The 23,031-nt window shown below is 62.9% G+C and carries 19 protein-coding genes; 8 read left to right on the top strand and 11 right to left on the bottom strand.

Going from position 1 to position 23,031, the window contains the following annotated elements; genetic code table 11:
- The first annotated feature begins 122 nt into the window (after positions 1 to 122).
- From KF827_RS10945 to KF827_RS10930, 4 genes are read left to right on the top strand one after another with little or no spacing between them, the layout of a single operon-like run.
- Positions 123 to 1,907: an ABC transporter transmembrane domain-containing protein gene (locus tag KF827_RS10945; RefSeq protein WP_291004885.1), complete on the top strand. Its 1,785-nt coding sequence runs from the start codon at positions 123 to 125 to the stop codon at positions 1,905 to 1,907.
- 6 nt (positions 1,908 to 1,913) lie between these two features.
- Positions 1,914 to 2,660: a lysophospholipid acyltransferase family protein gene (locus KF827_RS10940; RefSeq protein ID WP_291004877.1), complete on the top strand. Its 747-nt coding sequence runs from the start codon at positions 1,914 to 1,916 to the stop codon at positions 2,658 to 2,660.
- Complete coding sequence (gene lpxK, locus KF827_RS10935) at positions 2,644 to 3,624, top strand: tetraacyldisaccharide 4'-kinase (RefSeq protein WP_291004874.1); 981 nt, start codon at positions 2,644 to 2,646, stop codon at positions 3,622 to 3,624. Before KF827_RS10940 ends, lpxK begins: the two co-directional genes overlap by 17 nt.
- Positions 3,617 to 4,495 (top strand): lauroyl acyltransferase, encoded by an 879-nt coding sequence (locus KF827_RS10930; RefSeq protein WP_291004871.1) that lies wholly within the window; start codon positions 3,617 to 3,619, stop codon positions 4,493 to 4,495. The genes lpxK and KF827_RS10930 overlap by 8 nt, the downstream gene beginning before the upstream one ends.
- Before the next feature lie 4 nt (positions 4,496 to 4,499).
- On the opposite strand, the gene metH is transcribed toward KF827_RS10930, so the two are convergent.
- From metH to KF827_RS10910, 4 genes are read right to left on the bottom strand one after another with little or no spacing between them, the layout of a single operon-like run.
- Positions 4,500 to 7,202, bottom strand: coding sequence for a methionine synthase (gene metH / locus KF827_RS10925; protein WP_291004865.1), 2,703 nt, complete (start codon positions 7,200 to 7,202; stop codon positions 4,500 to 4,502).
- A gap of 10 nt (positions 7,203 to 7,212) precedes the next feature.
- Positions 7,213 to 8,319 (bottom strand): homocysteine S-methyltransferase family protein, encoded by a 1,107-nt coding sequence (locus KF827_RS10920; protein ID WP_291004862.1) that lies wholly within the window; start codon positions 8,317 to 8,319, stop codon positions 7,213 to 7,215.
- 2 nt (positions 8,320 to 8,321) lie between these two features.
- The gene (gene metF / locus KF827_RS10915; RefSeq protein ID WP_291004859.1) at positions 8,322 to 9,251 is read right to left on the bottom strand and encodes a methylenetetrahydrofolate reductase [NAD(P)H]; all 930 of its coding nucleotides are present in this window, start codon (positions 9,249 to 9,251) and stop codon (positions 8,322 to 8,324) included.
- Positions 9,248 to 10,270: a metalloregulator ArsR/SmtB family transcription factor gene (locus KF827_RS10910; protein WP_291004855.1), complete on the bottom strand. Its 1,023-nt coding sequence runs from the start codon at positions 10,268 to 10,270 to the stop codon at positions 9,248 to 9,250. The genes metF and KF827_RS10910 overlap by 4 nt, the downstream gene beginning before the upstream one ends.
- Before the next feature lie 278 nt (positions 10,271 to 10,548).
- Between KF827_RS10910 and KF827_RS10905 the strand changes: the two genes are divergently transcribed.
- Both KF827_RS10905 and KF827_RS10900 read left to right on the top strand, forming a co-directional pair.
- Positions 10,549 to 11,109: an ABC transporter substrate-binding protein gene (locus KF827_RS10905; RefSeq protein ID WP_291004852.1), complete on the top strand. Its 561-nt coding sequence runs from the start codon at positions 10,549 to 10,551 to the stop codon at positions 11,107 to 11,109.
- 69 nt (positions 11,110 to 11,178) lie between these two features.
- Entirely contained in the window at positions 11,179 to 11,487 is a 309-nt protein-coding gene (locus KF827_RS10900) for a hypothetical protein (RefSeq protein ID WP_291004849.1), read from the top strand.
- 3 nt (positions 11,488 to 11,490) lie between these two features.
- Here the strand turns inward: KF827_RS10900 and KF827_RS10895 are convergent, their stop codons facing one another.
- The 4 genes from KF827_RS10895 to KF827_RS10880 all read right to left on the bottom strand — a co-directional run bounded on the left by KF827_RS10895 (position 11,491) and on the right by KF827_RS10880 (position 15,501).
- On the bottom strand, positions 11,491 to 11,958 hold the full coding sequence (locus KF827_RS10895) for an HPP family protein (RefSeq protein ID WP_291004848.1): 468 nt from the start codon (positions 11,956 to 11,958) through the stop codon (positions 11,491 to 11,493).
- Positions 11,955 to 12,989 carry an alpha/beta fold hydrolase gene (locus KF827_RS10890; protein WP_291004847.1) on the bottom strand — a complete coding sequence of 345 codons (1,035 nt, stop codon included), beginning with the start codon at positions 12,987 to 12,989 and terminating at the stop codon, positions 11,955 to 11,957. Before KF827_RS10890 ends, KF827_RS10895 begins: the two co-directional genes overlap by 4 nt.
- Positions 12,990 to 13,011: 22 nt before the next feature.
- Entirely contained in the window at positions 13,012 to 14,397 is a 1,386-nt protein-coding gene (locus KF827_RS10885) for a HAMP domain-containing sensor histidine kinase (RefSeq protein WP_291004846.1), read from the bottom strand.
- A gap of 330 nt (positions 14,398 to 14,727) precedes the next feature.
- Positions 14,728 to 15,501, bottom strand: a complete 774-nt coding sequence (locus KF827_RS10880) for an SDR family oxidoreductase (protein WP_291004841.1) — start codon at positions 15,499 to 15,501, stop codon at positions 14,728 to 14,730.
- 72 nt (positions 15,502 to 15,573) lie between these two features.
- Between KF827_RS10880 and KF827_RS10875 the strand changes: the two genes are divergently transcribed.
- Positions 15,574 to 16,449, top strand: a complete 876-nt coding sequence (locus KF827_RS10875) for an SDR family oxidoreductase (RefSeq protein ID WP_291004838.1) — start codon at positions 15,574 to 15,576, stop codon at positions 16,447 to 16,449.
- A gap of 155 nt (positions 16,450 to 16,604) precedes the next feature.
- Complete coding sequence (gene aspA / locus KF827_RS10870) at positions 16,605 to 18,029, top strand: aspartate ammonia-lyase (RefSeq protein WP_291004835.1); 1,425 nt, start codon at positions 16,605 to 16,607, stop codon at positions 18,027 to 18,029.
- Positions 18,030 to 18,034: 5 nt separating this feature from the next.
- On the opposite strand, the gene KF827_RS10865 is transcribed toward aspA, so the two are convergent.
- The 3 genes from KF827_RS10865 to KF827_RS10855 are packed head-to-tail and all read right to left on the bottom strand — an operon-like array spanning position 18,035 to position 22,793.
- Positions 18,035 to 18,466, bottom strand: coding sequence for a PaaI family thioesterase (locus tag KF827_RS10865; RefSeq protein ID WP_291004831.1), 432 nt, complete (start codon positions 18,464 to 18,466; stop codon positions 18,035 to 18,037).
- Positions 18,463 to 19,314 (bottom strand): MaoC family dehydratase N-terminal domain-containing protein, encoded by an 852-nt coding sequence (locus tag KF827_RS10860; protein WP_291004828.1) that lies wholly within the window; start codon positions 19,312 to 19,314, stop codon positions 18,463 to 18,465. Before KF827_RS10860 ends, KF827_RS10865 begins: the two co-directional genes overlap by 4 nt.
- A gap of 8 nt (positions 19,315 to 19,322) precedes the next feature.
- Positions 19,323 to 22,793 (bottom strand): hypothetical protein, encoded by a 3,471-nt coding sequence (locus KF827_RS10855; RefSeq protein WP_291004826.1) that lies wholly within the window; start codon positions 22,791 to 22,793, stop codon positions 19,323 to 19,325.
- Positions 22,794 to 23,031: the final 238 nt, after the last annotated feature.

Below are 23,031 nucleotides of genomic sequence, written 5' to 3'. Positions count from 1 at the left end.
GCTTTTTCGTTATCCCCCGCCGCACCGGCCTCACGGGCGGCAGCATGCTCCCGCCGCACTGGCCCCACGGGCGGCAGCATGCTATAGGCTGGCCATGCCTTTGAAAGCACGAGCTTTTTAAGTTGAGCGACGCCCTGCTCCCCATCGCTGCCGCATCCGACCGTCCGGCCGGTTCCGGCTGGCTGATCCGCCGATTGTTGGCCGAACATGTGCGACCGCATCTCGGCACGCTGCTGCTGGCTGCCTTCAGCATGGGAGTGGTCGCTGCCGCCACGGCCGGCAATGCCTGGCTGTTGAAGCCGATCCTGGATGGCTTGTTCGGTCGCGGCAATCCCGATTGGCTTTATGCCATTCCGGCCATGGTGGTTGGCGTTGCCGTCATCAAAGGCATTTTCGGCTATCTGGAAAGCTCCACCATGGGTGGTTTCGGCGAGCGCATCATCGCCGATACGCAGATCCGCATGTATTCCAAACTCATGCATGCCGATCTCGCCTGGCTGCATCGCGTGCATTCCGGCAGGCTGATCGCCAGCTTCCTTTACGATGCGCAATTGCTGCGCGAGGCCGTGGGCAAGGCGCTCACCGGCATGGTGAAAGACAGCCTCAGCCTGCTGTTCCTGGCCATCGTGATGTTCATGCAATATTGGGAACTCTCGCTGGTGGTCTGCGTGGTGTTTCCGTTGGTGGCGATTTTCTCGCGCCGGCTGGGCCGCAAGACCCGCAAGGGATCGAAGCGCAGCCAGGAAGAAACCGGCCGCCTTACCACCATTCTGTCGGAAACCTTCGAAGGCGCCCGTCTGGTAAAAGCCTACGGCATGGAAGAGCGCGAGACCGACCGCGCCCGCCGTTCGGTGGAAGACCGCCTCGAGCATGTGATGAAGGTGATCCGTGCCCGCGCGGCGGCCAGCCCCAGCACCGAGGCATTGGGCGGCATCGCCATCGGCATCGTGGCCTTCATCGGCGGCCAGCAGATCATTGCCGGCACCACAACGCCGGGCACGTTGGGCAGTTTCATTGCTGCCGTGCTGATGGCTTATCAGCCGCTGAAATCGCTTTCCACCATGAATGTGTCGTTGCAGGAAGGCCTGGCCGCCGCCGAACGCGTGTTTGCGGTTCTGGACCAACCGGCCACCATCGTGGATGCCCCTGATGCCAAGCCGTTGCAGGTTTCGCGCGGCGAGATCGCACTGCGCCACGTGCATTTCGCTTATGATCCGCAACATCCCGCGCTGGTGGATATCGATCTGGTGGTGCCGGCCGGCTGCAAAGCGGCGCTGGTGGGCGCATCGGGCGCCGGCAAATCCACGCTGCTCAACCTGATCCCGCGCTTTTACGACGCCGACCAGGGCAGCGTCTGCATCGACAACCAGGATGTGAAAAGCGTCACCATCGCCAGCCTGCGCCGTTCGATTGCGCTGGTGAGCCAGGAATTGACGCTGTTCGACGATACCGTGCGCGCCAACATCGCCTATGGCCGTGCCGGCGCCGACGAAGCCGCCATCGAAGCTGCCGCCAAGGCCGCTGCGGCCGATGATTTCATCCGCGCGCTGCCGCAAGGCTATGATACCCGCGTGGGCGAGAATGGCGTGAAGCTTTCCGGCGGCCAGCGCCAGCGTATCGCCATTGCCCGCGCCATGCTGCGCGACGCGCCGATCCTGCTGCTGGACGAAGCCACTTCGGCGCTGGACAGCGAAAGCGAAAAACTGATCCAGCAGGCGCTGGCGAAGCTGATGCAGGGCCGCACAAGCCTGGTGATCGCCCACCGGCTGTCTACCGTGATGGATGCCGATATCGTGTTCGTGCTCGACAAGGGTAAACTGATCGAGCAAGGCAGCCCCGCCGAATTGCTGCGCCAGGGCGGCGTGTTCGCCCGCCTGCACGCCACGCAATTCGCCAGCCAGGGCTAGAGGCGCATGGCAAGCCTGGTAAAACGCGCCCTGCAAAGCACCTGGGCTGTGCGGCTGGCCGCCGATATCATAGCGTTGTATGTGCGGCTGGTGCGCATCACCTCGCGCTGGGAAACCCGCGGCGAGGAGAATATCCGCCCATTCTGGGAAAGCGGCCAGCCTTGCATCGTCGCCTTCTGGCATGGCCGCCTGCTGATGATGCCGCCCGCCTGGCAAACCGAACGCAAGATGCATGTGTTGATCTCGCAGCATCGCGATGGCGAATTGATCGCCCGGGCGATGGATCGCTTCGGCATCCTCTCGATCCGCGGCTCAACCGCCAAACGCGGACAGAACAAGGGCGGCGGCGCGGCCCTGCGCGGCATCGTGCAAACCCTGAAACGCGGCGATTGCATCGGCTTCACGCCCGATGGCCCGCGCGGCCCGCGTATGCGCGCCAGCATGGGCGTGGTGGCCGCAGCACGGCTGGCCAAAGTACCCATCGTGCCGATCTGCTACGGCGTGGCACGCCGGCATGCCTTGCGTTCGTGGGATCGTTTCCTGCTGCCTGCGCCGTTCAATCGCGGCATCACGATCTGGGGCCAACCCATCGATGTGAGCGACACGCAGGAATCGGTGGAGGAAGCCACGCGGCGCGTGGAAGCCGCGATGAATGCCATGGCCGATGCATGCGACCGCATCTGCAATGCAGCACCCATCGCACCGGCAGAGATCCCGCCAGAGTCGGAAACCGACGATGCCGCGCGCGCCTGACTTCTGGGCCGCCGGCAGCCAATCGGCCCTGCCAGCCTTGCTGGCACCGCTGGCCTGGCTGTATGGCGCCGCGCAAAGCCATCGCCGTCGCAACGCACGGCCTGTCGATATCGGGATACCGGTGATCTCGGTGGGCAATCTGGTGGCCGGCGGCGCGGGCAAAACCCCAACCGCCCTGGCACTGGCCTTGCTGCTGCGCAAGCTGGGCCGCAATCCGGCCTTTGTCAGCCGTGGCTATGGCGGCTCGCAAACCGGCCCGCTGCAAGTGGATGCCAGCAAACACACAGCCAGCGATGTAGGCGACGAACCGTTGCTGCTGGCGGCCACGGCGCCCACCTGGATCGGCCGCGACCGCCCGGCAGCCGCGCTGCTGGCCAAACAGGCTGGGCATGACCTGATCATCGCCGATGATGCGCACCAAACCCATGCGCTGGCCCGCAGGCTGAACCTGCTGGTGGTGGATGCCGGCTATGGCTTCGGCAATGGCCGCCTGCTGCCCGCCGGCCCGCTGCGCGAAAGCATAGAAGACGGCCTGGCACGCAGCCATGCCGTGATCCGTATCGGACAAGATACGGTCGCGCCGAAACGCTTCGGTACGCTGCCGGTATTTCAAGCCCGGTTACGGCCAGACCCCGAGGATGTAGCGGCTTTCAAGGGCCAACGCATGCTGGCCTTCGCGGGGATCGGTCGGCCGGAAAAATTTTTCCAGAGCGTGATCGATACCGGCGCCGATGTGGTGGAGATGCAGGCCTTCGCCGATCACGCCGCCTATACCCCCGACCGCATCATGCGGCTGGTGGAAGAGGCCCATCGGCTGAATGCCATGCCGGTTACCACGGCAAAGGATTTGATGCGATTTCCGCTCGAAGCACGTGCCATGGTGCGCTGCCTGCGGGTGGATCTGGATTTCGACGACGAGGCCGGCCTGCTGGCCTTTCTGCGCGAGCGTTTGCAACATGTTTAAATTGCGCGCCGAACCGCATGAATATGTTGCCTATTGGGGCGCGCGGGTCGCACTGGGATTGTTCAGTCTGTTACCGCTGAAAACCGCCTCCGCTTTCGGCGGCTGGCTGGGCCGCAAGCTGGGCCCCGGGCTGCCGGTGCATCGCACGGCGGAAAAGCAGTTGCGGCGTGCCCTGCCGAAACTCGACGAAGCTGCGCGCAAAGCCACACTGCTGGGCATGTGGGATAATCTCGGTCGCGTGCTGGCGGAATATGCCCATCTGGGTGATTTCGCCATCGGCAAACAGATCGAACTCTCCGGAGCCGAAAACCTGCAGCCCCTGCTGGCAAGCGGCAAGCCGGGCATCTTCTTTTCCGGCCATTATGGCAATTGGGAATTGATCAGCCATGCCGCAAAGCATCTCGATCTGCCGATGGTGCTGGTTTATCGCGCCGCCAACAACCCGCTGACCGAGGATTTGCTGCAAAGCCTGCGCGCCCCCACCGGTGTGAAGCATGTGCCCAAGGGTGTGCGTGCCGCTCGCGCCCTGTTGCAGGCGTTGCATGCCAATCAATCGCTCGGCATGCTGGTGGATCAGAAGCAGAATACCGGCATTCCGGTGCCCTTCTTCGGCCATGATGCGATGACCGCACCGGCGATCGCCGAATTGGCCCTGCGCATGCAATGCCCGGTAATCCCGGTGCGCGTGATTCGTCTGGATGGCGGGCGGTTCCGCATCGAAGTGTCGGAACCGCTGCATCTGCCAGCCAGCGGCGACCGCGATGCCGATGTGCTTGCCGTTCTAAAACACATCAACACTGTGCTGGAAGGCTGGATCCGCGAGCGCCCAGACCATTGGTTCTGGGTGCATCGCCGCTGGCCCAAGGATTGATAGGCTATTCTGCCGCTTCCACGCTCTGGCGCATGGGATCATAGGCCAGGTTTGGCGCCAGCCAGCGTTCCATCTCCGGCAACGGGCGATTCTTGCGGCGGGCATAATCTTCCACCTGATCGCGTTCCACCCGGCCAACACCGAAATAGCGCGCCTGCGGGTGGCTGAAATACCAGCCGCTCACCGCCGCTGATGGCCACATGGCAAAGCTTTCCGTCAGCGTGATGCCGGCCTTTGCGGTGGCATCCAGCAACTCGAACAGCGTCGCCTTCTCGGTGTGGTCCGGACAGGCCGGATAACCAGGCGCCGGTCGGATGCCACGATATTTCTCGGCAATCAGATCGTCGTTGCTCAAGGTTTCTGCGGCATCGTAGCCCCAGAATTCCTTGCGCACGCGCTCATGCATGCGCTCGGCGAAGGCCTCGGCCAAGCGGTCGGCCAACGCCTTGGCCATGATGCTGGAATAATCGTCGTGCTTGGCCTCGAATTCGCGCTTGATCCACTCATCCAGCCCAACACCGGTGGTGACCGCAAACGCCCCCACATAATCGGCCAGCCCGGTTTCGACAGGCGCCACATAATCGGCCAAGCAATTATTCGGCTGGCTATCGCCACGCTTCATCATCTGCTGGCGCAGCATATGCAGCCGTGCCGTTTCCGCCTTACGGCCATCATCGGCATAGAGCGCGACATCGTCATGCTCCACTGTATTTGCCGGCCAGAATCCGATCACCGCACGCGCCTTGATCGGCTTTTCCGTGATCATGCGCTTCAACATGGCCTGGGCATCGTTGAACAGGTTGCGTGCCGCCTCGCCCACCACATTATCGGTGAGGATATCGGGATATCGGCCGCGCAATTCCCATGAGGCGAAGAACGGCGACCAGTCGATGCGCTCCACAAGTTCTTCCAGCGGATAATCGTCGAACACCTTGAGGCCGAGGAATTTCGGCTTCGGCGGCTGATACTTGATCCAATCCAGCTTCGCCTTGTTGGCACGTGCGCCGGCCAGGGTCTGGCGCGGGCCGGTGTTGCGTTCGCGGGCATGGATTTCGCGGATACGGCCGTATTCCTCAGCCACTTCGCTGAAAAAACCCTGAGAATCATTGGCGGAAACCAGCTTGCCGGCCACGCCAACGGCACGCGAGGCATCGGTAACGTAAACCACCGGCCCTTGATAATTGGGCGCGATTTTTACAGCCGTATGCACCTTGGATGTAGTGGCGCCGCCGATCATCAAAGGCAGCTTCAAGCCCTCGCGCTGCATCTCGCTGGCGACATAGCACATCTCATCCAGGCTGGGCGTGATCAGGCCGCTCAGGCCGATGATATCGGCGCCCACTTTCCTGGCTTCTTCCAGGATGCGTGCGCAGGGCACCATCACGCCAAGGTCGATCACCTCGTAATTATTGCATTGCAGAACCACGCCCACGATATTCTTGCCGATATCGTGCACATCGCCCTTCACTGTGGCCATCAGCACCTTGCCATTGGTTTTGGCCGGGCCCTGGTTCTTCTCGGCTTCGATGAAGGGCAGCAGATAGGCCACCGCCTTTTTCATCACACGGGCGGATTTCACCACCTGCGGCAGGAACATCTTGCCGGCGCCGAACAGATCGCCCACCACGTTCATGCCGTCCATCAACGGGCCTTCGATCACCTCCAGCGGACGGGCCACCAGATGACGCGCTTCTTCGGTATCCTGGTCGATGAAATCGGCGATGCCATGTACCAGCGCATGGGTCAGCCGTTCCTTGACCGGCTTTTCGCGCCAGGCCAGATCGGCTTCCTGTTTCTTCGCGCCGCCCTTGTAATTCTCGGCCACTTCCAGCAGCCGTTCGGTGGCATCCTTGCGGCGATTGAGGATCACATCCTCCACCCGCTCGCGCAGTTCCGGCGGAATATCCTCATAGACCGGCAACTGGCCGGCATTGACGATGCCCATATCCATCCCGGCCTTGATGCCGTGATAGAGAAACACCGCATGCATCGCCTCGCGCACCGGCTCGTTGCCCCGGAAGGAGAAGGATACGTTCGACACGCCGCCGGAGATATGCGCATGCGGCAGATTCTGCCGGATGCGCCGCGCGCCTTCAAAAAATTCCACGGCGTAATTGTCGTGTTCCTCGATGCCGGTGGCGACAGCGAAGATATTGGGATCGAAGATGATGTCTTCCGGCGGGAAGCCCACCTTCTCGGTCAGCAGCTTGTAGGCGCGCGCGCAAATTTCGAATTTGCGGTCTGCGGTATCGGCCTGCCCCTGCTCGTCGAAAGCCATCACCACCACGGCGGCGCCGTAGCGATATACCTTTTGCGCCTGGGCCAGAAACTGCGCCTCGCCTTCCTTCATGCTGATGGAATTGACGATAGCCTTGCCCTGCACGCATTTCAGGCCGGCTTCGATCACATCCCATTTCGAGGAATCGATCATCAGCGGCACGCGGCTGATATCGGGTTCCGAGGCGATCAGGTTCAGGTATTTCACCATCGCCGCCTTGGAATCGAGCATGCCCTCATCCATGTTGATGTCGAGCACCTGGGCGCCGTTTTCCACCTGCTGGCGCGCCACCACCAGCGCGGCATCGTAATCGCCGCTTAGGATCAGCTTGCGAAAACGCGCCGAGCCGGTAACGTTGGTGCGCTCGCCAACATTGATGAAGACGGGCAGCTGCCGGGGTTCTTCAAGCTTTTCGGGTTCGTCGCTCATGATGCTGAACTCACGCGGCTGGTATGGCAAAGGGCTCGAGGCCCGAAAGACGGAGCTGACGCGGCACTTGCGGCGGATGGCGCGGCTTCATGCCGCGCACGCTTTCGGCGATGGCGCGGATATGGTCCGGCGTGGTGCCGCAGCAACCGCCGACGATATTCACCAGGCCATGCTCGGCCCATTCACGTAAATGCGCCGCGGTCTGTTCCGGCGGTTCATCGTATTCGCCGAATTGATTAGGCAGGCCGGCATTGGGATAGGCGCTCACCTTCACATCGGCCACACGCGACAATTCGGCCACATAAGGCCGCATCTGCTGCGCGCCGAAGGCGCAATTCAGCCCCACCGAAAACGGCTTGGCATGGCGCAGGCTGTTCCAGAAGGCTTCCGTGGTCTGGCCTGAAAGCGTGCGGCCCGACAGATCGGTGATGGTGCCCGATATCATGATCGGCCAGCTTTCATCCAATTCGTCGAACAATTCATACAGCGCAAACACCGCCGCCTTGGCATTCAGCGTATCGAAGATCGTTTCCACCAGCAGCAGATCGGCGCCGCCAGCCACCAGGCCGCGCGCCTGCTGCTTATAGGCCTCGCGCAACTCATCGAAGTTGATATTGCGAAAATCCGGCTGATTCACATCGGGCGACAGGGAGGCCGTGCGGTTGGTGGGGCCGATGGCGCCGGCCACGAAACGCGGCTTGGCCGGATCCAGCGCGGTATACTCATCCGCTGCCTGGCGAGCCAATTTGGCACCCTGGTAGTTGATATCGTCCACCGCCGCTTCCAGATGATAATCGGCCTGGCTGATCCAGGTGCCGGAAAACGTATTGGTCTCGATGATGTCGGCACCGGCATCGAGATATTCCTTGTGCACCGACAGGATCACATCGGGCCGCGTGATGTTGAGCAGATCGTGGTTGCCCTTCAGGTCGCTGTTGGCACCCTTGAAACGCTCGCCGCGATAATCCTGCTCGTTCAGCTTGCGTCGCTGCAGCATGGTACCCATGGCGCCATCCAGCACCATGATATGATCGGCGGCAGCGGCATTCAGCAGCGCGCGACGCTTGTCACGCTCAGCACGGCCTGCGGCAAGCTCGGCTTTCAAATTCTCGAACACGATCAAGACCCCGCCTGCGCAGCCACGCCGGGCGCCGGCCGCACGCCCAGCACATGGCAGATGGCATAGGTCAGGTCAGCACGGTTCAGCGTATAGAAATGGAATTCGTCGATGCCAGCAGCCTGCAGACGGCGGCATTGCTCGGCGGCCACATGCGCAGCCACCATGCGGCGGGTTTCGGCATCCTCGTCAAGACCATCGAACATATCGGCCAGCCAGACCGGCACGCTGGCGCCGCACGCAGCCGAAAAACGCACCACCTGGCGGAAATTCGTTACCGGCAGAATGCCCGGCACGATCGGCACGGTGATTCCGGCAGACCGCGCACGATCGAGAAAGCGCAGGAAGGTGTCGGGGTCGAAGAAATATTGCGAGATGGCGCGTGTGGCACCGGCATCCACCTTGCGCTTGAGATGCTCCAGTTCCTGGCGCGGCGAAGTGCTGTCGGGATGGCCCTCGGGATAACAGCCCACGCTGATCTCGAAATCCGCGATGCGCTTCAGGCCTGCCACCAGCTCGGTGGAATTGGCATAGCCTTGCGCATGGGCGGCAAAGCCCTTGCTGCCTTCCGGCGGATCGCCGCGCAGCGCCACGATATGGTTGATGCCGGCCGCGAGATATTGCCGCGCCACATCATCCACCTCGGCCTTGCTGGCACCCACGCAGGTGAGGTGCGCCGCTGGGCTGAGGCCGGTTTCACGCGCGATACGGGCCACGGTGGCATGGGTCCGCTCGCGGGTTGAACCGCCGGCGCCATACGTCACCGAAACGAAGCGCGGCTGCAACGGCGCCAGCCGCAGCACGCTGCGCCACAGGCTTTCTTCCATCTCCGCCGTCTTGGGCGGAAAGAACTCGAACGATACTTTCAACGGGCCGTTGCGGCGCGCGGCAAAGGCATGCTCGGCAGGGGCGGCGGGATCGAGATAGGTCATGCGGCGCTCCGGCGCTTCTGTGGTGTTGAAGAGGGTGTTGCGGATGCGGCAGGCGAAGCAACTGCGCCAGCGCGCTTGCAGGCCCGCCATACATGCACGGTCAAGGGCTGACCCGGCAGCACCACAGGCGGCGCAGAATCCAGATCGGCCGCGAGGCACCATTGCCGCACCTCGGCATCGGCAAAGCCCAGGCGGCGATGGGCGTGATCCTTGCGCAGGAATTCCAGATCATGGGGCGCGAAATCCACCACCAGCAACTGGCCGCCCGGGCGCAGCACGCGGGCGGCCTCGGTGATCGCAGCCTGCGGATCGTCGGCGAAATGCAGCACCTGATAGATGATCGCGGCATCAAAGCTCTGGGCCGGCAGCGGCAGGTTATACATATCGGCCTGGCGCACTTGGGCATTGCGGATGCCGGCGCGTTCCAGATTGGCGCGCGCAACGGCTAGCATCTCGCGGCTGAGATCCACGCCCAGGCCCTGCTTGTAGGTCGGGGCAAAGATTTCCAACAGCCGCCCGGTGCCGGTGCCGATATCCAGCAGATCGGCTACTGGGGTTTCGGCCAGCAGCTTGGCCAACGCAGATTCCACCTGGGCTTCGTCTACATAGAGCGAGCGGATTTCCGACCAGCGATCGGCATTCTCACGGAAATAGGCCTCGGCCGCTTCGGCGCGCGCACGCTTCACTGCTTGCAGCCGTTCGGCATCGCGGCCCAAGGTGGCGTCATTGGGCGGCAGCAAGGCGGTCAGCGCGCGCACCAAAGTCGCGCCAGATAGCCGCTCGCCTACCCGATAGAAAGCCCAGGTGCCCTCTGGCACGCGTTCGAGAAGGCCCGCCTCGCAAAGCAGCTTCAGATGCCGTGAAACCCGAGGCTGGCTCTGACCGAGAATCTGTGTCAGTTCCGTAACCGTGAGTTCGGCCTGCGCACAAAGCGCTAGCAGCCGCAGCCGGGTGGGCTCGGCAGCCGCCCGCAAGGCAGCCATCAGGGTATCCAGGTTCAGGCTCACATTGGCATTCATGCGCTATACATAAACATATGTTTATATAATTGTATAGAGCTTTAGCGCCTTCTGACGACGTAATTGTCGCTGCGGTCACGAAAAAGCCATCTCGACGGCCTTGGGTATTCCCTGCTGCCGTTTTATAACCGGGTATCAGCGAACCTGCCCTAGCCCACCTTGGCCCCCAATCGGCCCAAAATGCCTTTTAAGATGGGACTTTAGCCTTCATGCGCCGAATCATCTCCGTTACCGCTCCCCGCTTCGCCGCCTGGCTTTCCGCTACGGCGGGACTGCTCATGCTGGCCACGGCCGTGTTGTCCTCGCCGGTCCATGCCGTCAGCGCCGATGCCTTCGTGCGCGAGGTGGGCACCGATACCTTGCAGGCCCTGGGGGATCGTTCGCTCGACCAGACCAAGCGCGAAGCCGTGATGCGCAAGCTGCTCGTCGATCACCTGGATCTGGAGGCCGTCGGTCGGTTTTGTCTGGGCCGCTATAGCCGCAGCATGAATGAGGCGCAGCAAAAGGAATATTACGCGCTTTTCCAGGATTATCTGGTGAAAGTGTATTCGGCATTGCTGGCGCAATATAACGGCGAAAGCCTCTCGGTTCAGGACGGCACCCGCGAAATCGAGGGCGCCCAACTGGTCTCCTCACAGATTCTGCGCCCTAGCGGCCCGCCGATCCGGGTGGAATGGAAGCTGGTGGACAAGGCTGGCCAGCTCAAGCTCACCGATGTGGTGGTGGAAGGCGTGAGCATGGCCTTCACCCAGCGCCAGCAATTCGAGTCGGTGATCCAGAATAACGGCGGTCGCGTGCAGGCCCTGCTGGATGCCATGAAAAAGCAGATCAGCCGTTAATCCGCGCTGCATTAACCTTACGCTAACCATAATCTTCAAAAGCCGTTGGCCGGCCGCTATAGTGCCGGCATGGTCAACAGCATTTCCGCAATCATCCCGCCCCTGGCGGCCGAGCGCGCCACGCTTGCCGCGCCGGTATCCCCGCGTGCCATGTCCAGCTTCGAGCGGATTGTGGGCGAAGCACCGGCCGGCGCGGAAATCGGTCTGCAGGATTTGCTGCAGGCAAGCGCCACGATCGCCAGCCAGCAAAGCACCGAGGCCGCCGATAGCCAGGTAGGGCAAAGCAGTTTCTACAATGCGCCGATCACCTATGATGGCTTCGGCAATGGCCGCCGCCGCTCGCCCACCGACATGGCCACATTGTTCATCTCGGCCTGATCGCTAAATCAACCGCTCTGGCCATCGCGGCCCGCCGGGCTTCAGCCGGCTCCACACAAACAAGCAGATCATCAAGATCGCCAGGGCATAAAGCAGCGGATCGAGCAGAAAAAGCCAGCCCGCCTTGATGTTCAGCACGATCAGCGGATTGGCGCCGGCCGGCGGATGCATGAAACGCCCAAGTTTCATCGCCGCCGCCAGCAACGCCACACCGGCCCCCATGCTCCAGGCATCGCTGCCCCAGCTTTGCAGCAGCACCAGCCCGATTACAGCCCCCAGCAGATGCGCCGCCAGCATCGGCAGCGGGCGCGCGCCTTCATGCTGCGGATAACAGAAGGTAAGGATCGCCGCACTACCGATGGAGGTGAGCGCCAAGCCATGGGCTGCATCGATAAGGGTGAGGATCAGGGCCAGCGTGGGCACGATGCCGAGCAGAATCCATACGCCATCCAGAACCGCTGTTCTGTTCATTTCCTGCCCCCAACTGCAATCTTGCCATCATTTGAAAAAAGCGGACGCTGCCGTGTCTCGGCCCCCGATGGCAACGCCGCGGATGTATCATTCATCCAAACCGCAAGATCGCGCCAGACTTTTTCCGCCTGCAGATCGCGCAACAGCATGTGCCAGCCGGTATCGTACAGCGCCACCCGGGCGCGGCCATCCAATGCGGCCACAAATCGCTCCACCGGCGGCTTGGGAATCACTTCGTCGCGCAGGCCATATAATATCAGCAGAGGCGGCGGGGTGTTGCCCAGCCGGCCCGGTGCGGCAGCAGCCATGTCCATCAGACCTACCAAGCCGTGGATGGCATCCGCCCGGGTGCGTTTGATCACCAGGGGGTCGGCGCCCAGGCGGCGCAGCATCGGGATATTGTCGGACGCCTGAATGCCCAGGCCGCGACCGGTCAGGGTCAGCCATGGCGTGCTGTAACTGACCAGGCCGAGTGCCACGCGATACGTCAGCGGCATGCTCGCCCTGCCCCACACCGCAGGCGCCGAAAGCGCCACGCCGTCTGGCCGGCTGGCAGTATCCAGGTGTCTCAGGGCTGCCAGCGCCACCGCGCCGCCCATGCTTTCGCCCAGCCAGTAAACCGGCAAGCCCGGATGCTGCTGCCGCAGCAACTGCGTCAATTGCAGCAGATCATCGGCCAACACGGCAGCACCTGGCCACAACCCGGTAAAAGGCGCGGCGCCGAAGCCGCGCTGATCCGGTGCATAGGTGATAATGCCGTTCCGCGCCGCCCAGAAAACGGCAGGATCGGCAAAGGCATTGCCGTAATCGTTGAAGCCATGCAATGCGATCACCACGGCGCGCGGCGGCATTTCAGGCGCCCAACGCCGCAGCGGCAATACACGGCCATCCGCGGCCCGCCAGGATTCCGCTGCCAGCAATGCCGGCGGCGCATGAACTGCGCCCGACCAATCGCCGCTGGGCTGCAAACGCGGCGCACAGGCTGCCAGCAGCAGAAGGCAAGCCAGCAGATACGGGCGCACCCAACTCACGCCCCCACTCACAGAAGGCATGTCATACCTTGCCGCTGCCCAGCATGGCGCCAAAATCGCCAAGCTTCGAAACACGTTCGGGTGGGAAACGCAGGGTCACGCCCGTGCCCTCGCCCAACCGGCTCACCACCTGGATACGGCCACCATGCAATTCAATCAGCCGGCGGGTGATCGGCAGGCCAAGCCCAGTACCGGTGAATTGCTGGCGCACCATCTGGTTGCCTGAACGCGCAAAGGGCTCGAAGGCACGGTTTACTTCGGTTTCGTTCATGCCAATGCCGCTGTCGCGCACCACGATCTCGAACCAGCCATCGGGATTGGTGCCGTATTCAATACTCACCTCGCCGCCCTGGCTGGTGAATTTTACGCCGTTGGACAGCAGATTCAGCAACATCTGCCGCAGCGCGCGATCATCGCCCCAAAGCTCCACCCCGTCATGCCGCTTGCCCCGCCGCACTGTTACGCCCTTGCCGCGCGCCTGCACATCCACCAGGGCAAGGCAGTCGCGCACCACATCATCGATTTCCAGCCGTTCCTCATGCAATTCAAAGCGCCCTGCCTCGATGCGCGACATGTCGAGAATATCGTTGATCAGGCTCAGCAGATGTTGGCCGCTCTGCTGGATCGACGCGACATATTCCTCGTAACGCGGATTGCCCAATGGGCCGAACAGGCGCTGATGCATGATATCGGCAAATCCGATCACGGCATTCAAAGGCGTGCGCAACTCATGGCTCATCGATGCAAGGAAGCTGGATTTGGCCCGGTTTGCCGCCTCGGCCTGGCGGCGCGCAGCCTCGAGATCACGCGCCAATTGCGCCAGGTTTGCCTGCGCTGCATCGGCCTGGCCTGCTTTGCGCAGCAGTTTGCGCGCCATTACGCCCACGACGACGACAGCCAGCACCAGCGCCAGGATCAACAGGATATAGCCGGCGCCCGGCCGCGCAGAATCATAACCATCCGCCGCCTTGCCGGTCTCGCCGAACAACAAGGCATAATCCGATGCCGCCGCATCCATGCCCTTCAGCAGGTCGTAGCCCGCTGCGTCATCGCCATCGGCAAAACGCTTTGCGGCATCTTCCCAGGCCCGAAGCTTTGCCTGCAGCCGCTCCAGCACTGCCGCAAACTCCGGCCGCCCAGCTGACACGGAGCGCATATCCGCCGCCTGCAATCCGCCCAGCCGCGCCGCCAACACGGCAAGATCACGCGGCGTATCCTTGCGCTGTGCGATATCGCTGCCCGACAGGGTTTCCGCCACACCCAGGCGCAGGGTCAGGAAATCCTTTTCCAACTGCACGCGCTGCACCATGGCGCCATGGGATTGGCTGGCCGTTTTGCCGCCATGCTGCAGGATGAAATGCGCCGCAACCGCCAGCACAGATACGGCAGCCAGCAGAATCAGCAGCATGATGAAGCGGCGAGTGAAATACGCTATGCCGCGATTGCTCCGATTTTTTTCTGCAGCCGGCTGCTTCGCGCCGTCAGACCGGGGCCCGCCCGCCTGGGCTTTACCATCCGGGGGGATGATCTCTTGGAATTGGTCCTTCATCGCACGCCGTCCCGCAATCGGAAACGATCCGTGTCTGTGGTGAGGATAAGGCGATCATGGGAAGCAAACACCCGGGTCATGCGAATACCCTCGCTCCTGCCCCATGATGCTAGGCAAGCACGCCTTCGGGTTCAATAGCCCAGGCGGCAATTCCACCTTTGAAATTTATCACCGGGACGTGAATACCGGTTACAATGTGCGCGTTGCGCCGCCATCCACATCCAAAATCGCGCCATGGATATAACCCGCCTGCGCCGATGCCAGGAATGCGACGGTATTGGCGATTTCCACCGGCTCGCCGAAACGTTCCACCGCCAGCAGGCGCGGCATGGCTTTTTCAGCCTCTGCTTCGGATATGCCGGTTTCCTTGGCATGGTTGCGAATACGCACGCGCAACCGCTCGGTGGCAATAGCGCCGGGATTGATGGCATTCACCCGCACGCCGTCGATGACGCCGCGATCAGCAAGCACCTTAGTGAGATTCATCGCTGCCGCGTTCACGCTGCCGCCGATGGCGAACTCGGCGCTGCCGGTGCGGCCGCCGATACCGATGATGTTCACGATACTGCCACGCCGGGCCATCAGATGCGGCCAGGCCGCGCGCGACAGCCGCATCGCGCCGAAGAATTTCAGCGCGAAGCCGTCATTCCAATCCTCGTCGCTCAATTGCAGGAAGTCGCCGCGCTTGGTGGCGCCGGCATTGTTCACCAGCAAGTCCAGCCCGCCGAAGCGATCCAGCGTCACTGCCAGCAATTCACTGGCCGCTGCCGGCTCGCGCAGGTCAAGCGCTTGAACCAGATGCTCGCCGGGCAAGTTGGCCGCCAGTTGCTCCAGCACTTCACCCGAACGCGCCGCCAGCACCAGCTTCATGCCCTCGGCGGCCAGCCGTTCGGCAATAGCGCGGCCGATACCCCTGCTGGCGCCGGTTACGATGGCGATCTTGTCCTTGAGCTGCAAATCCATGGCATTTGTCCTCTGGCGGTGCGATAAACAGGGTAGGCGAAACTCGAACATAAACAAGCTCCGGGAGGAACAATGTTTCGCGCCGATCTTTTGCAAGGCAAACGTATCCTGGTAACCGGCGGCGGCACCGGGTTGGGAAAAGCGATGAGCCGGCATTTCATGCAACTCGGGGCCGAGGTTTTCATCTGCGGTCGCCGCGAAGCCGTGCTGGCTGAAACCGCTGCCGAACTGGCGGCCGAGACCGGCGGCACGATTCATTATCGTACTTGCGATATCCGCGTGGCCCAGGCAGTGGATGAAATGGTGGAGGATATCTTTCGCACCGGCCCGCTGGACGCACTGATCAACAATGCGGCGGGCAATTTCATCGCCCGCACCGACGAACTCAGCCCACGCGGCTTCGATGCCATCGCCAATATCGTGCTGCATGGCAGCTTCTATGTCACCCAGGCCTGCGGCAAGCGCTGGATCAATGCCGGCCATCGCGCCAGCGTGGTGTCGATCGTCACCACCTGGGTGCGCTCCGGTTCGGCCTTCGTGGTGCCGTCGGCGATGTCGAAGGCCGGCGTTGCGGCCATGACCCAGAGCCTGGCAGTGGAATGGGGCCCCAAGGGCATCCGGCTGAATGCCATCGCGCCAGGCCCCTTCCCCACCGAAGGCATGACCAAGCGGCTGGCCCCCACGCCGGAACTGGAACGCCGGATGATCCAGGCAATCCCGATGCAGCGGGTGGGCGAGATGGAGGAATTGACCAATCTGGCAGTATTCCTGATCGCCGATGGCGCCCGCTACATCAACGGCGAAACCATCGCCATCGATGGCGGGCAATGGCTCAATTCGGCGGCCGGCTTCGGTGCGTTGCTGGATTTGAGCGATGCAGATTGGCGCGAGGTGCGCGCCAGTATCGAAGCCACCAATGCCAAGGATAAAGCCAAGCGCACTGTGTGACCGCAAGGCGGTGAGACACAGATAAGACAGCAATACTGCCTTATACCGCGTCTCGCTATCTGCACCTGTCTCATCGCGCCGCAAACCCTCGCGGCGGCAATGCTTTTGAGGCAGAATGGCGATGCGGGTCGTCGTGCAGCTAAAGGGCCGAATCCATGACAGAGCAAACCGGGGCCGCAACGCGGCTCGAACATGATTCGCTGGGCGAGAAGGCAATTCCCGCCGATGCCTATTACGGCATCCAGACCCAGCGCGCGCTTGAGAATTTCCGCATCTCCGGCATCGGCCTCAATCATTATCCGAACCTGATCCGCGCTTTCGGCATGGTGAAGAAGGCCTGCGCCTTGGCCAACGCCAAGCTTGGCTATCTGCCGCTGGCAAAATGCGAAGCGATTGCTGCGGCCTGCGATGAACTGATCGCCGGCAAGCTGCATGACTGGTTCACCATCGATGTGTTCCAGGGCGGCGCAGGCACCTCCACCAACATGAATGCCAATGAAGTGATTGCCAATCGCGCGTTGGAAATCATGGGGCATCAGAAGGGCGAATACGCCTATCTGCATCCCAACGACGATGTGAACCTGTCGCAATCTACCAACGATGCCTATCCATCGGCGGTGCGTCTGGCAACCCTGCTCAGCCATGCCGAGCTTACCCGCGCGCTGGAAAACCTGGCCTATGAATTCCGCCAACGCAGCGTCGAATTCGCCGATATCGTCAAACTCGGACGCACCCAGTTGCAGGATGCCGTGCCGATGACCTTGGGCCAGGAATTCGAGGCCTTCGCCATCAACATCAAGGAAGATGTCGCACGCGGAGAGGAAGTCGTGCGGCTGTTCCGCGAAATCAATCTCGGCGGCACGGCCGTGGGCACCGGCATCAACACAGATCCGGAATATTCCAGCCTGGCCATCGAGGAACTGGCGCGGGTGAGCGGCATCGAAATGGTGCGCGCCGCCAATCTGATCGAAGCCAGCTGGGATATGGGCGCCTTCGTGCTCTATTCCGGCATGCTCAAACGCGTGGCCGTTAAGCTCTCCAAGATATCAAACGATCTGCGGCTGCTTTCATCCGGCCCGCGCGGCGGCCTGAACGAAATCAACCTGCCGCCGATGCAGCCGGGTTCATCGATCATGCCAGGCAAGGTCAATCCGGTGATCCCGGAAGTTGTCAATCAAGTCTGCTTCCAGGTGATCGGCAACGACATGACCGTGACCATGGCCGCAGAGGCCGGCCAATTGCAGCTCAACGTGATGGAGCCGGTCATCGTGCATAACACGATGGGCAGCCTGCAATTGCTGGTGCGCGCCACAAATAGCCTCACCACGCTGTGCGTGCGCGGCATCACCGCCAACCGCGACGATTGCCGCAAGCATGTGGAAGCCAGTATCGGCATCGTCACCGCGCTCAACCCCTATATCGGCTATGAACGCGCCGCCCAACTGGCCAAGGAAGCGCTCAAATCCGGCAAGACGGTGCGTGAACTGACATTGGAAAAAGGCTGGATCGATGCCGACAAGCTCGACGACATCCTCGACCTGGTGGCCATGACCTCGCCGCGCAAACGCGGGCGGAAGTAGGCGCCTCAACGCACGGGCGGCAAGTCGCCAAACAGCTTGAACACGCCGCTGGCGGTGTGCAGCACCTGGCCGGCATCGCTGATATCCACGGTAAGATAGGCCAGCGACCGGGTAACGCGCGTGATGGTCAGATCGGCCTCCAGCCAGCCACCCGGCCTGGCCGAGCCGACGAAATGCGAATGCAGCGACACCGTGGCGCAGTTGCGACCGACTTGCTCGCGTACCGCATGGCCCATGATCGTATCGGCAAAGCCCATATAGGCGGCGCCATGCAGCAGCCCATTGGTATTGGTATGCCGCTTGTCGGTGAGAAAGCCATAGCGGACACCGCCATCGGCAAGCGGCCGGTAGAAATACGGCCCCGTGAGATCGACAAAATCGCTATGCATCACCAGCGGCATAAAGCCATCTGGCGGCATCGTCTGGGCATGGGTCATAGGAATTGCGCTTCCGCCTGCATTGCCAGATTGCCATCCGCATCGGCAATCCACAGATGTGTGGCATCGTCGCTTACGGGTTGGCCGCATAGGGTGAAATCGGTGCCGTCCATCACCGGACGACGGGCCCGGAATGTGAAATGCCGCATGGGGCGCAAAGGTTGCGCATCCTGCGCCAGATCGGCCAGCAGGCTGGCCAGCAGCGGGCCATGCACCACCAGCCCGCGATAGCCCTCGGTATCGCGGGCGTAATCGCGGTCGTAATGGATGCGATGGCCATTCCAGGTCAGCGCCGAATATCTGAACAGCAACACCGGATCGGCTGTGAAGCTGCGCAGCAGCGTGGCCTGCAGCGGCGCGGCTTCGGCTGGCGCCGGAAGCGCATCATCGGGCCGATACACGATATCGTGCCGGTCGGTGATCGCCAGCCGGTCGGCAGCATCGAAGATTTCATGGCGCACGGTCACGAAAACCAGCTTGCCGGCACGGCCCTGCTTTTCGCTGATGCTTTCGATGCTGCTGCGGCGCGTTACCGGTTCGCACAGCCAGAGCGGCGCTTGAAAATCGATCCGGCTGCCGGCCCACATGCGCCGCGCCGGCATGCCCCAATAGGCCGACACATCGGGCAGAAAGCCGCCGAGCCTGGCATGCCCATCGCGGCCCAGTGCATCACGCGGCTGCATGTCGAGAAAATACAGCCAATGGCGCAAGGCTGGCAGCGGCGTGCCCGGCAGCAATACATCCTCACGCCCCAGCGCGGCGTTCAGCGCCTGCACGATCTCCGGTCGCAGCGTGTCCGTGCGGGTTTCGCTGCGCCCCACCCAGTCGCGGAGATCGACCATGGCCATCGGCCGGCTCAGCCGCGATTCTTGCCCACGGCTTCACGCAGCAGCAGGTAGACCTTGCCGATATCGGCAGTAACGAAAGCCGAGGTCAGCAATTCTTCATGCTCCACGCCCTTGGCGCCGGCCAGCACGCGTTCGAATTCGGCCAGGTAGCGGTCCACGTAATCCCGGAACTCGCTTTCGCCTTCATACTTGCCGCGAATCTTGTCCAGATCGCGCTGGTCGATCAGCTTGCGGGTGAACAGGCCGCGCTCGCCCTTGTAATAACGCCGCCACAGGTCTTCCGACAAATCGCGGTTCAGCAGCCGGGTGATGTCGATGGCCAGCGAATTCAGATGGCCAGTGATGAAGGCGGCGGTTTTCAGGAATTGCTCGCCGCGGAAAGCGGCCGTGGCCTTGCGCAGGGCATCGGCCTCGATGCTGGCGGTACGCGCGGCCTCGGCCAAGGCGGCCGCATCGGCCTTCAGGCTGGCTTCGGCATTGGCGGCTTCGCTGGCGGCCTTGGCGGCAGCCGACGACAATTCCTGTGCACGCTTGGCCAGGATTTCGGCGGTCTCCGAGGCGCGCGCGGTGGCGCGGTCGGTCACGGCCGAGAATTCCGAAGCCGTGCGTTCCAGGCGGTCGTTGATCTCGCCAACCTTTTCCGAGGCGCGACCGGCGCGTTGCTCGACTTCCTCGGCCTGGCGGCGGAAGCCATCCGACATGCGGTCGGTCTGCTTCATGGCGTCTTCCACCACATTGGCCAATTCGCGGGTGCGGCCACGCAGGGTCTCGGATGCATCGTCGATGCGCGCCGAGGCATTGCCCACGGCGAGGTTGATCTCGCGGGCGCGGGCATCGAACGTGGCGCCGACCTGGGCCACATGCGCCACGGCTTCATCCGACACGCGGGCGACTTCCTGAGCCTGGCGGCGCAGGCTGTCGCCGATATTGGCGGTCTTGCTGGCGGCAACGTCGGAGGCTTCGGAAAGCTCCTGCACGCGGCCACGGAAGCTTTCGCGGATGCTTTCTGCCTGCAGATTGAGTTCGCGGGCCAGATCGGTGAGTGCACCGGCCTGATCGTGAATCGTATCGCGCAGATCCAGCGTGCGGCCCACCACGGCGCGCTCGTCTTCCGACAATTCCTCGCTGCGGGCACGGGCGGTTTCGCCGGCCTGATCCAGATTGCCCTTGGCGCGTTCGGCGGTGGCAGCCAGTTCCACGGCTTCCAGCCTGGCGCGGTCGCCCATATCGGCCAAAGCCGCGCTCTGTTCGGTGGCGCGCTCGGCCAGTTGCGCCATGGCATTGGCCACCACGGCGGCCAGATCGGCCAGATCCTTGGCGCGCGCCTGCGCCGTGCTGCCGGCAAGCTGCGCTTCCACGGCGGCGCGTTCGCCGCTCGCGGCCAATGCGCGGGTCTGCTCCTGCGCGCTCTCGCTCACCTGATGCAGGCGCTGCGCGGTGCGTTCGGCGGCGGTCTGCAATTGCATGGCATCCTGGCCCGCGCTCTCGCCGGCGGCACGCAAACGCTGCGCCGTGCGCTGGGCGGCACGGTCGAGTTCGTCCACCTGCTCGCGCACGGTATCGCCTGTGCGCTGCAAATGGCTGGCAATGCCTTGGGTGGTGTTTTCCAGCGTCTCGGCATGCTTGCGCAGCATCTGGCCGGCGGCATCCACATGGGCATCGCCATGCTGGATCGCCTGAGCGATCAGCTGATTGGCCTGAACCATGGTTTCCTGCACGCTGGAGGCCAGCGCCAGGGCCTCGCGGCCGGCATTGCCCAGGCTTTCCACGCGCTGCTTGAGTTGGGTATCGGCGGTATCGGCCTTGGCCAGCACGGCATTGCCGGCAGCCTCCAGCGCACGGGCGCGGTCGGCCATGCGGTCGCCGATTTCCAACGCCTGTTCCGACAGCTTCTGCATGTTGGCAGACAGGCTGGCGCCTTCGCGGCGCATACTCTCGCCCGCACCGGCCAGGCGTTGCTCGGCCAGTTCGGCGGCATGGCTGAGCTGGTCTGTCTGATGGCGCACAAGATCGCCGGTCAGGCGCAGGCGCTGTTCGGCCTGGGTAGAGGCCACGGCAAAGGCTTCGGCCTGGCGGGTAGCGGCGGCACCGGCCTGCTCAAGCGTCTGCGTGCGTTCGCGCATGGTCTCGCCGGCATTGATCAGGCGTTCGGCCACGCGACCGCCCTTGTCGTCCAGCAGGCCCACCTCGGCGCGCACGGTCTCGCCCACATCGCGCAGCTTGGTGATGGCGGCATTGGTGGATTGATCCACTTCGCGCATACGCTCGCGCAGCACGGTGCCGGCGGCTTCGGCGGTCTGGATCGCGCGTTGCGTGGCGGCCTGGAAACCCAGGGTTTCACGGCTGAAGCTTTCGCCGGCGGCCTGGGCACGCGCGGCGGTGAGTTCGGCAGCGGTGGTGAGTGTGTTGGCGCTGTCGGCAAAGCCGGTGCCGATACGCTGGGCCTGTTCGCTGGCCTGGGCCACCGCCTGTTCCAGCGTGGCGATTTTATGTTCAAGCTGGCCGGCGATGGCCTGCGCCACCTCGGCGGCGCGCTCCACGGCACGGTCCATCAACTCGCCATGGCGGCGCGACAATTCCTCGACACGGTCGTTCTGCGACTGGATGGCGCCGCTGATCCGGGCGATCTCGGCCGCCTTGCCCTGGAATACGCCGCGCGCATTCTCCACTTCGCGCAGGATCACATCGGCGGCCTGCAGCAGAATCTGCGCCTGGCCACTCACGGTGTGGCCAAGGCCGGATACCTTGTTTTCCATCTCGCGGCCTACCTGCTCGGCGGCCGCCAGCAACACGCCGGATTGTTCCTGGAAACGCGAAGCCAGGCCCTTCACCGTATTGTCGAGATCGGTGTTCAGGTTCTCTGCCGCCGCGATCAGGGCGCGCTGCGAATTACCCAGCGTCTGGGTCAGCTCACGCGCACCGCTGGCCACCGCGCCATCGATGCTGCGGGTGGCATCCAGCAGCGCTTCCTGCTGGCTGGCCATGGTCTGGCCCAGGGCCAGCACTTTGTCGGTGGCGCTTTGGGCAGCCTCTTCCATCTCGCGCGCCTGGCGGCGCAGCGCATTGGCCAGCGCCGAGACACGGCGCTCGGCTTCCGGCGTGGGATAGGTGAGATCGAGCAGTATCTGATGCAGCGCAGCGCCGCTCAGCCTGGCCTGCTGGCCGCGCGTGACACTGATGATGGCCAACCACAGAAAAGCCAGCGGCGCGGCAATGCCGGCGGCAAAGGCGCCCAATTCATGGGGCAGCGCATGCCAAAGATTTTCCCAGCCGATGGAAACCTGAATATAGCTGAAGGCGATCAACAGCCAGAGCAGGCTGAGCCCGCCGCCAGCCGCCAGGATGATCCGCCGCTTGCGCTCCAGCGCCGGCAGGCCGATCAGTTCTGCCGCCTCGGCTTCGGCCCGGTCGATGGCCGACTGACTGGGCGCCGCCTGCGCCGCAGCGCCCATATCCGCTCGCGGATGTTTGATCAGCATCGCATCCTCATTTCGCTCATCTGGTTCATTTCGCCCATCTGGCGGCTTTCGCGGTTCCGATGCCTCATTCAATCACTGAATCGGCGTCGGACCAAATTCTACCAGTCCAAATTTTACCCACCGGCTTACCCACCGTTTTTCGCAAATCACGGCCGCCTGCGAGCTATTTTACCCCATGAGGAGCCTAGAGAGATTTGGTTAATAGGGTATTATTCCCCCGCCCGGCAAAGCGGCCAAC

Origin of the sequence: Ferrovibrio sp. (genome assembly GCF_019636075.1) — a bacterium.
GTDB lineage: Bacteria > Pseudomonadota > Alphaproteobacteria > Ferrovibrionales > Ferrovibrionaceae > Ferrovibrio.
The sequence above is the reverse complement of the archived record's forward strand: the minus strand, read 5'-3'. Positions and strand labels throughout refer to the sequence as shown.

Excerpts from the sequence above, each read along its gene's own strand:
- KF827_RS10880 (WP_291004841.1), bottom strand. The coding sequence starts at position 15,501 with ATGGATTTGCAGCTCAAGGACAAGATCGCCATCGTAACCGGCGCCAGC.
- aspA (WP_291004835.1), top strand. The coding sequence starts at position 16,605 with ATGACAGAGCAAACCGGGGCCGCAACGCGGCTCGAACATGATTCGCTG.
- KF827_RS10910 (WP_291004855.1), bottom strand. The coding sequence starts at position 10,270 with ATGAATGCCAATGTGAGCCTGAACCTGGATACCCTGATGGCTGCCTTG.
- KF827_RS10940 (WP_291004877.1), top strand. The coding sequence starts at position 1,914 with ATGGCAAGCCTGGTAAAACGCGCCCTGCAAAGCACCTGGGCTGTGCGG.
- KF827_RS10895 (WP_291004848.1), bottom strand. The coding sequence starts at position 11,958 with ATGAACAGAACAGCGGTTCTGGATGGCGTATGGATTCTGCTCGGCATC.
- KF827_RS10905 (WP_291004852.1), top strand. The coding sequence starts at position 10,549 with ATGCTGGCCACGGCCGTGTTGTCCTCGCCGGTCCATGCCGTCAGCGCC.
- KF827_RS10855 (WP_291004826.1), bottom strand. The coding sequence starts at position 22,793 with ATGCTGATCAAACATCCGCGAGCGGATATGGGCGCTGCGGCGCAGGCG.
- KF827_RS10875 (WP_291004838.1), top strand. The coding sequence starts at position 15,574 with ATGTTTCGCGCCGATCTTTTGCAAGGCAAACGTATCCTGGTAACCGGC.
- lpxK (WP_291004874.1), top strand. The coding sequence starts at position 2,644 with ATGCCGCGCGCGCCTGACTTCTGGGCCGCCGGCAGCCAATCGGCCCTG.
- KF827_RS10900 (WP_291004849.1), top strand. The coding sequence starts at position 11,179 with ATGGTCAACAGCATTTCCGCAATCATCCCGCCCCTGGCGGCCGAGCGC.
- metH (WP_291004865.1), bottom strand. The coding sequence starts at position 7,202 with ATGAGCGACGAACCCGAAAAGCTTGAAGAACCCCGGCAGCTGCCCGTC.
- KF827_RS10930 (WP_291004871.1), top strand. The coding sequence starts at position 3,617 with ATGTTTAAATTGCGCGCCGAACCGCATGAATATGTTGCCTATTGGGGC.
- KF827_RS10860 (WP_291004828.1), bottom strand. The coding sequence starts at position 19,314 with ATGGCCATGGTCGATCTCCGCGACTGGGTGGGGCGCAGCGAAACCCGC.
- KF827_RS10865 (WP_291004831.1), bottom strand. The coding sequence starts at position 18,466 with ATGACCCATGCCCAGACGATGCCGCCAGATGGCTTTATGCCGCTGGTG.
- KF827_RS10885 (WP_291004846.1), bottom strand. The coding sequence starts at position 14,397 with ATGCTGCTGATTCTGCTGGCTGCCGTATCTGTGCTGGCGGTTGCGGCG.
- metF (WP_291004859.1), bottom strand. The coding sequence starts at position 9,251 with ATGACCTATCTCGATCCCGCCGCCCCTGCCGAGCATGCCTTTGCCGCG.